The following is a 13,092-nucleotide window of genomic DNA, read 5'->3' as shown; positions in this document are numbered from 1 at the left end:
TTTTAGTTTCAGTGAAAAATCAGGCGCTTGCTTTGACCACAACATAGGTACCTGGAGCAGGTCCCAATGACGGGTGGCCCGAATCGCCCGGATCGCGGGCTGGCACTTGCTTGCCTGAACGCTTCTTCAGCCAAGCCTCCCACATCGGCCACCAAGACCCTTCATTGAAGGTCGCATCTTTTAACCATGTGTCAGCGTCTGCCTTCAGATCCGCGTTTGTATAGTGCCCATACTTCTTCTTGCTTGGGGGATTGACGATCCCCGCAATGTGACCGGATTCCGACACGACAAATGTCTTGGAACGCGACCCCATTTTCTGCACACCGCTATAACAGTCTTTCCAGGCCGCGATATGGTCAGTCTGGCATGTGATGGCCATCAGCGGCACATCAACCTCGGACACTTTCAATGTGTGCCCCATCAACTCGAACCCGTCGGTGGCGAATTCATTGCGCTGACAAAGTCCCCGCAAATACTGCACGGCCATTTTAGCCGGCAGGTTGGCACCATCTCCGTTCCAATACAGCAGATCAAAAGCCGGAGGTGTTTCGCCCATCATGTAGCTGCGGATCGCGGGGCCATATATCAGGTCTCGTGATCTCAGGAATGAGAAGGTGCGCGCCATGATCCATGATCTCAGCAGGCCTTCCTTGTTCACTTCCTCTTCGATCCCGTCGATGAAGTCATTCTGCAGGAAAGGTGTGAACTCTCCCTGATCCGAGAAGTCCGTCAGCGCCGTAAAAAAGGTTGCCGACTTAACGGATTTGTCTCCCCGTTGTTTGAGCAGCGACAGTGTGAGGCTGAGAGTGGTGCCCGCGATACAATACCCGACAGCGTTAACCTGCTTGACCTTGCAGATCTTCTTGACCTCATCAATTGCTGTCAGAAAACCGTCCTGAATGTAGTCCTCCATCCCGGTATCGGCATAGGACTCATCAGGGTTGACCCAACTAACGACAAACAGAGTGTACCCCTGCTCGGTCACCCATTTGATCAGGCTGTTCTGCGCTTTGAGATCCAGAATGTAGAATTTGTTGATCCACGGCGGGAACAGCACGATCGGGGTCTCATGCACTGTCTCGGTTGCCGGCTTGTACTGTATCAGCTCCATCATTCGGTTGCGGTAAACCACATCGCCCGGAGTGGTCGCGATATTACCGCCAATCTGGAATGCACTTTCATCCGCCAGCTTGACCACAAGCTCGCCATCGTTGGCTTCGAGATCGGAAACCAGGTTTTCCAACCCCTGGATCAGCGACTGTCCTTCGGTTTCAACCGCTTTTTCCAGTGCATCCGGATTTGTCGCCAGAAAATTGGTCGGCGACATCATATCAACGATCTGCTGCGAAAAGTACTTCAGCCGCTGCCTGTCCTTGGCATCCAGATCCTCAACCGAGGCAACAGCGTGTGCGATAGCCTCGGCATTGGTCTGGTACTGCTGCCTGACCAGCCGGAAATAGGGGTTTGTCTCCCACAGTGGGTTCGAAAAGCGCTTATCACGGGGTAATTCCGCGTGCTCTTCAACCTCGGCACCGGTTAAAGCTTGCTGCGCCTCAGCAAAGTTCAGAACCGATTTGCCCCAGTATTCTATCTGTTGTTCCAATAACTTGGCAGGATTTTGCCAAGCCTCGGCCCAGTAAGCTGTTGCTGCTCGTGCAAAAAGCTCTTGATTCGGACCATCCAGCGCGGGGGTGTGTGGCTTTTTTGTCGCCATGACTTCGATCAGGCGCTTCGACAGCTGCTCGACCTTTTCCATATTTTCCTTAATACGTTCAATATGTTCGTCGGTCATTTCGGGTGCTTGGCCTTCACTTGTTGTCATTTTAACAATTCCCCCCTAACCTCGCTGCTATGCAGAATAACGTCGTGGGTGCTGGGGGGCAAAGCGGCGAATGGTCCGAACTCTCAGGCTGACACTCAGGAGGCCCCGTTTCATGCGCTATATGATGACCTACGACCTCATGGAAACCATGCGCAACACCAACCAGTGGCTGGGCGCTACGGCCAGTGCGATGGCGTCGTATCCTTTGTTTTCCATGGTCCCCAATCCCGCGTTCAGCTGGATGGCTGCATGGGGTGAGGTCACCGAGCGTACATTCCAGCGCATGATCGTGAAGCCCGACTGGGGCATTCGTACGTTTACATGCGAAGATGGCAAGGATCATCTTGTTGACGTCACCACAGTTATTGAGCGTCCCTTTGGAGACTTGATCCACTTTCGCGTGAATGGGCGCGAAGAGCAACCACGCAAAGTTCTTGTGGTTGCACCGATGTCGGGCCACTATGCGACGCTGCTTCGGTCGACGGTCAAAAGCCTGCTGGTCAATTGCGAGGTATATGTCACCGACTGGCATAATGCGCGCGATATCCCGGTTTCCGAAGGCAAGTTCGATGTCGAGGACTACACGCTCTACCTTGTCGATTTTATGAAGGAACTCGGCCCGGACACGCATGTTGTTGCGGTTTGCCAGCCTGTTCCCCTGACCTTGGCCGCAACCGCGTATCTGGCTGAAGTTGATCCAAAAGCACAACCCAGCACGCTGACCCTGATTGGCGGGCCGGTCGATCCGGACGCGACCCCTACCGAGGTCACCGACTTTGGTCGTCGGGTAACTATGGGCCAGCTGGAAGAAACCATGATCCAGCGGGTCGGCTTCAAATACAAAGGCGTGGGTCGGATGGTATATCCGGGTCTGCTGCAACTGGCCTCTTTCATGTCTATGAATGCGGAACGTCACAGCAAAGCGTTCTCGGACCAGATCCAGCGCGTGGTTCGTGACGAGGCCACCGAGCACGACGCTCATAACCGTTTCTACGACGAGTACCTTGCCGTGATGGACATGACGGCCGAGTTCTATCTGTCGACCGTCGAACGTATCTTCAAAAACCGAGAGATTGCCCGGAACGAGTTTGTCGTGGCGGGCCACAAAGTGGATATCGGCAAAATCACCGACGTCGCTGTCAAAACGGTTGAAGGTGCGAATGACGACATTTCGGCCCCGGGACAGTGCATCGCCGCATTGGACCTTTGCACCGGTTTGCCAGACAGCAAAAAGGCGAGCCATGTCGAGCCCGGCGCTGGTCACTATGGCATTTTCGCTGGCCGCAGTTGGCGCGACAATATCCGCCCTCTGGTCATCGATTTCATGAATGACAATCAGCGCAAGCCCAAATCCAAGCGGCGCGCTGCCAATAAGAACAGCGCAGCCTAAGCCATGGCGCATAGCACCGAACCGCCGCTTTCGTTTTCATGTGATTGCGGGGGTTTGCGTGGCCAGATTACCGGCCCCGGCGTAACAGCGGGAACACATTGCGCCTGTTTCTGTCATGATTGCCGCGCAGCACAGCTTTACTTCAATCAACCAGATCCTGCACCGGGACCAGTGGATGTTTTCCAGATGAGCCCCGAGGAGGTTCAATTCACTGAAGGCGCAGAAAACCTGGCGCTTATGCAGCTTAGCCCCAACGGTATGTTCCGTTGGTACGCAAAATGCTGCAATGCACCGCTGGCGACAACACCGGGAACTCCTAAATTTCCATTCGCCAGCTTCATCGTGAAACGGATTGCAGACACTGACCGTCTGGGGTCTGTCACCACTCGCGGATTTGTGCCGCGACCAAATGGAAAGCAAAAACACGAAAAGCTGCAATATGCGGCATTCGGATTGTCCAAACGGTTACTGAAGTCCTGGCTCACAGGCAGCTGGCGACAAACCCCGTTCTTCAACCTCGCAACTGGCGAGCCTGTCGTAGCCCCGCATGTTATTACGCTCGAAGAACGCGCAGGTCTTTACGACTAGAACATTTTGAGTGGCGAATGCAGCCAACGTGCAAGCGCTTCGTTCACGGTTTCAGGCGTTTCCAAAGTTGGCAGATGTCCGGCATCGTCGATGACTTGCAGCTCTGCCCCTGGGATCAAATCAGCCATAAACGCATGTTTTCGAACCGGAGTCAGCGTGTCATGCGCCCCGCACAATACAAGTGTCGGGGCTTTGATCTTGCGCAGTGTTCCTTGCTGATCGGGGCGGCGTTGCAGCGCTCGCATCTGACGTACGAACAATTCGGGCCCCAGTTCCATGGCCGTTTTCAACAAATCATTCAGGATGGGAATACGTTGTGGACCGGGGGCCAGCGTGTCAGAGCCTACAACCTTGCGCATAACCTCTTCCAGTCGCCCTGCTTGCGCGCCAACAATCAGGTCTTCGCGCGCAGCAGCGATTTGCGGTGTATCCGACTGAGCATCTGTTGCCATCAAACACAGACGGGTTATGCGATCCGGCGCTCGCCGGATCAATTCCAGCGCAACGACACCGCCCATGCTAAGGCCGGCCAAGGCAAACCTGTGAGGAAGTTGGTCCAACAATCCCGAAGCGATTTCTTCGATCCGGTCACCCGCAGAAACAGGCGCAACAGTGACTGCCCTGTCACGCGAAAGCGCTTCTGTCTGGGCACGAAACAGCCGAGCATCACACATTAAACCAGGCAACAAAACCAGCGGCTCGATCACGCGGGGCCTCCATCTTCTCGGAGCTCCGAGGGTTCTCAATTTCTATCAGGATGGGAGTTTCATCTCCGGCAATCAAGCAAAAGTTCAGGGGTACTGAATGCCTCGGAACTGAGGAAAATCCGCATAGCGCGACTGTCGGGAGGTCAGGCTTTCCTCTGGTTCTTCCCCAGCGCGCAACAGGCTACCACGCGGGGCTATATAGCTGTCGATCCGACGCAGGGGCCTGGGTCTCCACACCAGATTGAATGCGCACAGTTTTGGGAAAAACCAGATCTCTGAGTAATCCAGATGGTCGTGCATCCACCACGCCAGGTCGCGCCAATCCCTGCCATCAGCGTATTGATCTGCAAACCAAGGAACGACGATGGATGCACCGGCAATACGGGCGTCACCTTCACCCAGATCCCAGATGTGACATTCCAGTGGATTATCGTTGCGAGCGCAATTCAGCTTATTTTCGTTTCCGAACTGATTGAGCGATGGCGAACGATAACCTGATCTCACTGCAATCCGGCCAAAGGTCTCTTCCAAAGGATCCAGCAACGTCTCGCAAAAGGCGCGGCCAGTCTCGATCGCAAGATCAGGATTTTCAGGGAGATTCTGCTTCTGATGAAAGTTTCCTATTTCAGAGTAAAGAAAGTCCCGCATAAAAAAATGCCGGGACAAGCGTATGCGGCCAAGGTTCTCGAGGCTCCACATACTGCCAGGCTTACGCATCTTCAGTACCCGTTCCAGCGAAATGCGCCATCTGGCCCAAGTTTCGAAAACGGATTGAACGCGATTTCCCAGATCGTTCCATCAGGTGCACGGAAGTACCCATGATGCCCGCCCCAGAAAACATCTGAGGCCTGTTTGAGTACCTCTGCCCCAGAGGTTTCGGCCTTACTCAGCACTTGCGCGACGTCTTCCTTTGTTCGGCAATTATAACTGAGAGTAAGCGCGCCCTGCCCTAGAGTACCAACATCGACCCCGATTTCATCAGCCAATGCCGACAACGGGTATAGGCCCAGTGTCTGACCGATCAGATCAAAGGCAATAACACCATCCGGGCTATCAACTCTCTGCCACCCCAGTTGTTCATAAAACCCAGCTGCAGTTTCGGGATCATCTACGCCAACGGTAATCAGGCTGACACGTTGCTCCATCACTCGACTCCCTGCTCTTTCAACCAGGCCAGTATACCTGCAACAGCGGCGTCGGTTTGCCCCGGGGACATAAGGCGCCCGGCGATCACATGTGAAGACGGATCATCCTCTGGCCCCATTGTGACCAGTTCCACGGCAACAGGCGCACCCCATGCGGCGGCCACATTGTGGGTCAGATCGGGTCGTACAACCTGATCATCGTCCGAAAACCAAAAAAGCGCCGGAACCTGCGCATCAGAGAAATCAAGCGCATAAACCGTTTCCACCAAAGCGGTCATGGGAACCACTGCCTCCCACGGATAAACCGACGACCAATACTTGTTCTTTTCCGGATCAGGGCCGGAAACATCACGGACCTCGCCCATCAAAAGGGGCAGCCAGTCTCTCGCCCAAGGCAGTCCCGGGACCCATGCCCCCGGTGCGTTGACGCCAAAGTTTGGGGAAACAAAGACCATTCCGGCGATATTCTCGCTAAGCTCTGGGTTCAGAGCCGCAGCTGCGACCAAGGTTCCACCTGTCGATGTCGAGATAACGACGACTTTTTCACCTACTGCTCGCGCTGCGGCCAATCCTTCTGCCAAATCCTGCATCCAGCCCGACGCAGTTCCTTCGGCCATAGCCTCGCCAACCCGGCCATGTCCTTGCAACCGGGTATAGACGAGATTTGCACCCAATGCGTCTGCCACCAGATCAGGAACCGGGCGGATTTCCTCGGAAGTGGCCGAGAAACCGTGTACATAAAGGACGGAAACCGGTGTGCGTTGCTCTTTGAACCCATCCTGCCAGATGACCCGTTTTTCGACGCCGGGTGTGATGTCGTCGAACCCGGATTCGACGCTTTCAAAGTAAACCTGAACCCCTTCCCCAAATTTTCGGGGATCGAAAGTTGGGTTCAGATTTATCTCTTCCCTAGGTCCGAACCAATAGATCAGTCCACCAACAACGATCAGCGCCAGTAACAAGCGTCCAAGGAATTGACCGAAACGCCGCATTATTGTTCTCCCATCACTTCGAGAACGGCGTTTTCGATCAGTCCCAAGCATGGGCCGTCAGAAAACCGGTGATCGGCATCTTTGACAAGCAGCAGCCGCATATCCGCTCCGCTGGCATGTTCCAGCAAACGAACTGCGGTTTCAGTCGATACGGCCGTATCTGCGGTTCCCTGAAGAAACCGAACAGGAAACGGCAATTCCAGTGCGTTCCGCAGAACCAGGTTCTGACGCCCGTCTTCGATCATGCGCTTTGTGATGATGTAGGGCTCCATGTAGTCCGACGGCAGTTCGACATGACCCATAGTATCCAGAGCAGCCTTCTGTTCATCTGAGAACGAAGCCCAATAACCATCTTCTGTGAAATCCGGCGCAGCGGCGATTGTCACCATTCCCGCAATACGTTCAGGCATGGCTCGTGCCAACAGAAGGGCCTGCCATCCCCCCATTGAAGACCCCACAACGATAAGCGGTCCGTCAGTCAATGACGCAACCGCTGCCAGCGTATCCTCATGCCAGTCACCGATGCAGCCATCTGTAAACGCATTCGAACTTTCGCCATGACCCGAGTAGTCAAAGCGCAGATAGCCTTGACCGCGCGCCTGCGCCCATGCCTCAAGATGCACCGCCTTGGTGCCCTCCATATCCGACTTGAGCCCGCCCAGAAAAACAATGGTCGGTCCTGCGCCCTCGGTCTTATGATACGCCAGTCGCCGACCCTGCGCTGTTTCCAGAAAATCCGTCGCTGCCATGAAATCCTCTTTCTCTTTGAGGAACATCATGCACGGCAGCCCGATGGTCGCAATTCCCGATTTCCACCATCCCGCGGCGTCAGTTCAGATAGCGTTCGACACTTGACAGGTTTTGCTGCACCTGCCACATGAGCCAAACACACATAACCCGCAACCGGGCGTTCAGTGGGCGCCAAACCGACGAGGAGAGCCGATATGGCCCTGGACTCACAGTCAGTCTCCCTTACTTTTCCCGACGGCAATTCCCGATCATTTGACGCAGGCGTGACGCCCGCGCAGGTCGCTGCCGATATCTCGACTTCATTGGCCAAAAAGGCGATTTCAGCCACGGTGAACGGCCAGCACTGGGACCTGCAGTGGCCCATCGATTCTGACGCGCAGATCGCCATCCACACCATGAAGGATGAGGAACAAGCTAACGAGCTGATCCGTCACGATCTAGCTCATGTTATGGCGCGCGCGGTGCAGGAAATCTGGCCCGCAGCCAAGGTCACCATCGGCCCCGTTATTGAAAATGGCTGGTACTACGACTTTGATCGGGAAGAGCCGTTTACGCCCGAAGATCTCGGCCTCATCGAAAAAAAGATGAAAGAGATCATCAACAAGCGTGATCCTGTTACAACCGAGATCTGGGACCGCCAACGCGCGATCGAATTCTATAAGGCTAATAATGAGCCCTACAAGGTCGAGCTGATCGAAGCCATTCCGGGTGATGAGCCCCTGCGAATGTACTGGCACGGCCACTGGCAGGATTTGTGCCGCGGCCCGCACTTGCAACACACCGGCCAACTGCCGGGCGACGCCTTCAAGCTGATGAGCATTGCTGGCGCCTATTGGCGTGGCGACAGCTCGCGCCCGATGTTGCAGCGTATCTACGGCGTGGCCTTTACCGGCAAGGAAAAGCTGAAAGCCCACCTTCATATGTTGGAAGAGGCCGCCAAGCGCGACCACCGCAAGCTGGGCCGCGAGATGGACCTGTTCCACATGCAGGAAGAGGCCCCCGGTCAGATTTTCTGGCATCCGAATGGGTGGAAAATCTACACCACCCTGCAGGACTACATGCGCCGGATGCAGGAGCGCGACGGTTATGTCGAGGTGAACACCCCTCAGGTCGTCGACCGCAAATTGTGGGAAGCCTCGGGTCACTGGGACAAGTATCAAGAGAACATGTTCATCGTCGAAGTGGACGAGGAGCATGCTCGCGAGAAAGCGATCAACGCGCTGAAGCCGATGAACTGCCCCTGCCACGTGCAGGTGTTTAATCAGGGCCTGAAGTCCTATCGCGACCTGCCCCTGCGCATGGCGGAATTCGGTTCTTGTAACCGCTATGAACCCTCGGGTGCCCTGCACGGGATCATGCGGGTGCGCGGCTTTACCCAGGACGATGGCCATATCTTCTGTGCAGAGGAACAGATCGAATCTGAGACCGCGAAGTTCATCGCCTTTCTGTCCAAGGTCTACGCAGATTTGGGTTTCCACAATTGGACCATCAAGCTTTCCACCCGTCCAGAGAAACGCATCGGGTCGGACGAAAGCTGGGATCTGGTCGAAAAAGCTCTGGGAGATGCCTGCAAAGCTGCTGGATATGACTTCGAGACTCTCGAAGGTGAAGGCGCATTCTATGGTCCAAAGCTGGAGTTTACCCTGACCGACGCAATCGGCCGGGACTGGCAGTGCGGCACCCTGCAGGTTGACCCCAACCTGCCCGAGCGTCTGGACGCCAGCTTTATCGGCGCTGATGGCGCCAAGCACCGTCCGTTCATGCTGCACCGGGCAACGCTTGGCTCGTTCGAACGCTTCATCGGCATCCTGATCGAAGAACATGCTGGCAAGTTGCCCTTCTGGCTGGCACCGCGTCAGGTTGTGGTCGCCTCGATCACGTCAGACGCCGATGAATATGTGATGGAAGTGGTTGAAACTCTCAAAGCTGCAGGCGTTCGCGCCGAGGCGGATATCCGCAACGAGAAGATCAACTACAAAGTCCGCGAGCATTCGGTCGGAAAAGTGCCGGTCATTCTGGCGGTCGGCCATCGCGAAGTCGAAGAACGCACCGTAAGTGTGCGTCGTCTCGGCGAAAAACAGACACAGGTTCAGTCACTTGAAGCTGTAACAAATGAGTTGAGCACGGCAGCAACTCCGCCGGACCTTCTGTAACATTCGGCGACAAATCGCCCGAAATCCGGCCCCAAATACGGGGCCGGATTGAAACAAATTACATTTTTCAATTCAAAAACAATTTGTTAAGCTTCAAGAGGGCATTACGCTCTTTGACGGGGTTGTGAGACACGGGCTCGTGAATTCACCTGCCCCGATTAAGCTACTACCTTTGTCATTGTCACAAGCAGACATACGCAGTCATTAAAAGGATTACCGAGATGTCGAACACCGCAAAAACCCTGGTTATCGCAACCGCCGTTGCAGCAGCCGTATCGGGTGCAGCTACAACCGCAAGCGCACAAGCCAAAGAGAAATGCTATGGCGTGTCAAAAGCCGGTCAGAACGACTGCGCCGCTGGCCCCGGCACCACATGCGCCGGCACCTCGACGGTAGATTATCAGGGCAATGCATGGACTCTGGTTGATGCAGGCACCTGCGCAGATATTGAACTGCCTGCCGAAGCAAACGGCACACCGCGCAAGGGTTCATTGGAGCCGCTGGAACGCGATCTGCCTGCATAAGAGCCAGGATATGAACGAGAGGGCGGGCTATCAGATATCGCCCGCCCTCTTTGTTGCAATCGGGAAACTCGCAAATGTTGGATGATGCACTCAGGTCAAACCGTCTGCCCGCAGCGCCGGGTGTTGGCTATAAACCGCAGCACTTTACGCAGATTCTTGAACATGCCAAACCGGTTGCATGGCTGGAAATTCATGCCGAAAACTATATGGGTGATGGTGGACGTCCGCTGGCCCAGTTGCGCCACCTGTCAGAACTGTTCCCGATCTCAGTTCACGGTGTAGGTTTGTCGATCGGCGGCGAAGGTTCGCTGGACCCCGATCACCTCACCCGTCTGAAACATCTTGTGGAATGGCTCAACCCAGCCAGTTTTTCCGAGCATCTGGCATGGTCCACACATGACGCGCATTTTCTGAACGACCTGCTGCCCCTGCCCTATACGGATACGACGCTTGCCCGTGTTTGCGAACACATCGATCAGGTTCAAAACACCATCGGGCGGCAGATGTTGCTGGAGAATCCGTCCAGCTATCTGGCATTCGAAGAAAGTACCTGGTCCGAACCTGATTTCCTGAGAGAGATCTCGCAGCGCACCGGGTGCGGTTTGCTGTTAGACGTCAACAACGTTTTTGTTTCTGCCACCAATCTGGACTACTCACCGCAGGAATACATCAACGAGTATCCGCTTGAGAAAGTCGGTGAGATTCATCTTGGCGGGCACGATGAAGACGAAGATGATCATGGGCATCCGTTGCTGATTGATAGTCACGGTCGCGAAGTGGTCGATCCTGTCTGGGCGTTGCTGGATTATGTGTTGGACCGGTCTGGCCCAAAGCCTGTTTTGATCGAATGGGATACGGATGTGCCTGACTGGCCCTTGCTGCGCGACGAAGCCGTTCGCGCACAGGCCGCGCTGGATCGGGTGCCAGCATGAGCGTTTCCCAGACGGCGTTTCGAGCGGCCCTTCTGGATGCAGCGAAACCCGTTCCTGACGGTCTGCTGGACGCGTCAGCGCAACCCGCCGGTCGTCGCTTCAGCGTTTATCGCAACAACGTGGCCGTTTCTCTGACCGAAGCGATGCATCAGGCCTTTCCGGTCATCACCAAACTGCTGGGGCCACAGAACATGGATGGGCTGGCGGGCCTGTTCCTGCGTCAACACCCACCATCATCGCCACTGATGATGTTCTATGGTCAGGAGTTTCCGGAGTTTCTATCGAGGATGGAGCAGCTCTCGCATCTGGGATACCTACCAGACGTCGCGAGGCTGGAGCTGGCCATACGTGAATCCTATCACGCTGCGGATAGTCAACCGATTGACGCCGACGCACTTGCGGTATCACCTGAAGATCTGATGCAGGCGAAATTGGGATTTGCCCCATCGATGCGTGTGCTGAAATCGGCTTGGCCAGTGCATGCTATCTGGCGCTTCAACAACGATCCGGATGCCCCTAAGCCCGAGCCTGGCGCACAGGGCGTGTTGGTCACTCGCCCGGAATACGACCCAACACCACAGCTTTTGCCCCCCGGTGGCGCAGATTGGATTTCCGGAATTCAGTCAGGACAAACCATTGGCGAAGCTTTTGAAATCACCACTGCCGAGATCCCCGACTTTGACCTCGGAACCACTCTGGCCCTGCTGTTGCAGGGTGCCGCAATAACTTCTGTGACTATCGAAAGGCTGGACACATGACTGCCCTGATCTCTTTTCACAACAGCGCACTCGGAAAGTTGGATCATGCTTCCAACTGGCTGACGCCGACACTGGCGCGGCTGGTGTTCGTCGCGGTCTTGTTGGTCTACTACTGGAATTCCGCTACTCTTAAGATCGACGGCTCGATCTTTTCGCCTTCGGCTGGCGCATTTGGTCAGATCTTTCCAAAAGCAGCAGAGGCGGTTCTGTACGACGTGTCTCAGATGACCTTGTATCAGCGTGTTGTCATTTTCCTCGGCACAGTGGCCGAGTTTGTTTTGCCTGCGCTACTTCTGGTCGGTTTGCTGACACGACTGGCAGCTGTAGGCATGATTGGCTTTGTCTGGGTTCAGACGCTGGTCGATGTCAATGGACATGGCATCAAGCTGGGTAGCCTGTTCGACAACGCGATCACGCTGATGGATCAGCGTGTCATGTGGACCTTCCTGTTCCTCGTGATCGCGATCAATGGCGCAGGCCCAATCTCGCTGGACCGGCTTCTGCGCCTCAAATGATCTAGAAATGTGCCTTGGGTTCGTCCGGTTTTCCCGCGGCGATCCCAAGGATCCCGGCCACGCCGGCAAATGCGATCGGGAACATGGTAAACACGCCAAATCCAAACGCGTAGTACATCCCTGCAGCTGACACCAATAACAAAATGCCCGCGATCAATGCCCGTGCGTGCGCCATTGCGCCCCCAGCGATGGCAAGTAGCGGTGCGATTATTGATGCCGCCTGAATCAGTTCGGGATCCTTGACCTGCTCGGCCACGCCTTCAATCTCACCAAAGTGCTTAATGGCTTCGACATAACCATATCCGAAAAAGCCAACGATCATGCCGACTAGGCCGGCGATGACGCCCAAAATCATGGTCGCATTACGCATTCAATGTCTCCGCTGCTAAGACCAACCAGATAAGCACTCTGCTACGCGACACCAAGTCCTGCGCGTGTCTCAGGGGTCCAGCCAAGAAACAACTCTCCGTCCCGGGCAATCAATGGGCGTTTCATCAGAGCCGGATGATCTTTCAAAAGTTCAAGCACGGGGCGAGAGCGCTCTTCTTCGGCCAAACCACGCCAGGTTGTCGAGCGTGTGTTGAGCAAAGCTTCGCCGAAGCGCTCATAAGCTTGCGACAGCACAGAATCAGGAACTCCCTGCGTCCTGACGTCAATTAGCTCCACATCTTGCAGTGATTTCAATGCTTTACGACATGTGTCGCAGTTTTTGAGCCCGTAAAGGTCCATATTCTCATTTCTCTCGTTTGTGCAATAAAATCGGGCAAAACTATGAGCTTACCCCAGTTATTCTTGATTTTTTACTTCACCGTGCAA

15 protein-coding genes are annotated in these 13,092 nt (G+C 55.1%); 7 read left to right on the top strand and 8 right to left on the bottom strand.

The window, feature by feature from the left end; all coding sequences use genetic code 11:
* Nucleotides 1–19: 19 nt before the first annotated feature.
* Nucleotides 20–1,822 carry a PHA/PHB synthase family protein gene (locus ACR0CW_RS04850; protein ID WP_170335188.1) on the bottom strand — a complete coding sequence of 601 codons (1,803 nt, stop codon included), beginning with the start codon at nt 1,820–1,822 and terminating at the stop codon, nt 20–22.
* A gap of 112 nt (nt 1,823–1,934) precedes the next feature.
* On the opposite strand from ACR0CW_RS04850, the gene phaZ reads away from it, so the two are divergent.
* Nucleotides 1,935–3,212, top strand: coding sequence for a polyhydroxyalkanoate depolymerase (gene phaZ, locus ACR0CW_RS04845; protein ID WP_155151555.1), 1,278 nt, complete (start codon nt 1,935–1,937; stop codon nt 3,210–3,212).
* A gap of 3 nt (nt 3,213–3,215) precedes the next feature.
* Nucleotides 3,216–3,800, top strand: a complete 585-nt coding sequence (locus tag ACR0CW_RS04840) for a DUF6151 family protein (protein WP_480787001.1) — start codon at nt 3,216–3,218, stop codon at nt 3,798–3,800.
* Here the strand turns inward: ACR0CW_RS04840 and ACR0CW_RS04835 are convergent.
* From ACR0CW_RS04835 to ACR0CW_RS04815, 5 genes are all read right to left on the bottom strand, one after another.
* Nucleotides 3,797–4,507 carry an alpha/beta fold hydrolase gene (locus tag ACR0CW_RS04835; protein ID WP_480787000.1) on the bottom strand — a complete coding sequence of 237 codons (711 nt, stop codon included), beginning with the start codon at nt 4,505–4,507 and terminating at the stop codon, nt 3,797–3,799. The two genes, ACR0CW_RS04840 and ACR0CW_RS04835, sit on opposite strands and share 4 nt — an antisense overlap.
* Before the next feature lie 84 nt (nt 4,508–4,591).
* The gene (locus ACR0CW_RS04830) at nt 4,592–5,206 is read right to left on the bottom strand and encodes a hypothetical protein (protein WP_170335344.1); all 615 of its coding nucleotides are present in this window, start codon (nt 5,204–5,206) and stop codon (nt 4,592–4,594) included.
* Between the two features lie 20 nt (nt 5,207–5,226).
* Nucleotides 5,227–5,652 carry a VOC family protein gene (locus ACR0CW_RS04825; RefSeq protein WP_480786999.1) on the bottom strand — a complete coding sequence of 142 codons (426 nt, stop codon included), beginning with the start codon at nt 5,650–5,652 and terminating at the stop codon, nt 5,227–5,229.
* Complete coding sequence (locus ACR0CW_RS04820; protein WP_480786998.1) at nt 5,652–6,644, bottom strand: alpha/beta hydrolase; 993 nt, start codon at nt 6,642–6,644, stop codon at nt 5,652–5,654. Before ACR0CW_RS04820 ends, ACR0CW_RS04825 begins: the two co-directional genes overlap by 1 nt.
* The gene (locus tag ACR0CW_RS04815; protein WP_480787453.1) at nt 6,644–7,393 is read right to left on the bottom strand and encodes an alpha/beta fold hydrolase; all 750 of its coding nucleotides are present in this window, start codon (nt 7,391–7,393) and stop codon (nt 6,644–6,646) included. Before ACR0CW_RS04815 ends, ACR0CW_RS04820 begins: the two co-directional genes overlap by 1 nt.
* 195 nt (nt 7,394–7,588) lie before the next feature.
* On the opposite strand from ACR0CW_RS04815, the gene thrS reads away from it, so the two are divergent.
* From thrS to ACR0CW_RS04790, 5 genes are all read left to right on the top strand, one after another.
* Nucleotides 7,589–9,547: a threonine--tRNA ligase gene (gene thrS, locus ACR0CW_RS04810; protein WP_480786997.1), complete on the top strand. Its 1,959-nt coding sequence runs from the start codon at nt 7,589–7,591 to the stop codon at nt 9,545–9,547.
* A gap of 221 nt (nt 9,548–9,768) precedes the next feature.
* Nucleotides 9,769–10,071, top strand: coding sequence for a BufA1 family periplasmic bufferin-type metallophore (locus tag ACR0CW_RS04805; protein WP_155151572.1), 303 nt, complete (start codon nt 9,769–9,771; stop codon nt 10,069–10,071).
* A gap of 74 nt (nt 10,072–10,145) precedes the next feature.
* Nucleotides 10,146–11,003, top strand: coding sequence for an MNIO family bufferin maturase (bufB, locus tag ACR0CW_RS04800; protein WP_480786996.1), 858 nt, complete (start codon nt 10,146–10,148; stop codon nt 11,001–11,003).
* A complete protein-coding gene (locus ACR0CW_RS04795; protein WP_480786995.1) occupies nt 11,000–11,761 on the top strand; it encodes an HvfC/BufC N-terminal domain-containing protein in 762 nt (253 codons plus the stop codon). The genes bufB and ACR0CW_RS04795 overlap by 4 nt, the downstream gene beginning before the upstream one ends.
* Nucleotides 11,758–12,276 (top strand): DoxX family membrane protein, encoded by a 519-nt coding sequence (locus ACR0CW_RS04790; protein ID WP_155151581.1) that lies wholly within the window; start codon nt 11,758–11,760, stop codon nt 12,274–12,276. The genes ACR0CW_RS04795 and ACR0CW_RS04790 overlap by 4 nt, the downstream gene beginning before the upstream one ends.
* 1 nt (nt 12,277) lies before the next feature.
* Here ACR0CW_RS04790 and ACR0CW_RS04785 read toward each other — a convergent pair whose 3' ends face one another.
* Nucleotides 12,278–12,646: a hypothetical protein gene (locus tag ACR0CW_RS04785; protein WP_170335205.1), complete on the bottom strand. Its 369-nt coding sequence runs from the start codon at nt 12,644–12,646 to the stop codon at nt 12,278–12,280.
* A 41-nt stretch (nt 12,647–12,687) separates the two neighbouring features.
* Nucleotides 12,688–13,005, bottom strand: coding sequence for an ArsC/Spx/MgsR family protein (locus ACR0CW_RS04780; RefSeq protein WP_480786994.1), 318 nt, complete (start codon nt 13,003–13,005; stop codon nt 12,688–12,690).
* Nucleotides 13,006–13,092 lie beyond the last annotated feature (87 nt).

It is taken from the genome of Ruegeria sp. CH6 (assembly GCF_056537005.1).
The sequence above is the reverse complement of the archived record's forward strand: the minus strand, read 5'-3'. Positions and strand labels throughout refer to the sequence as shown.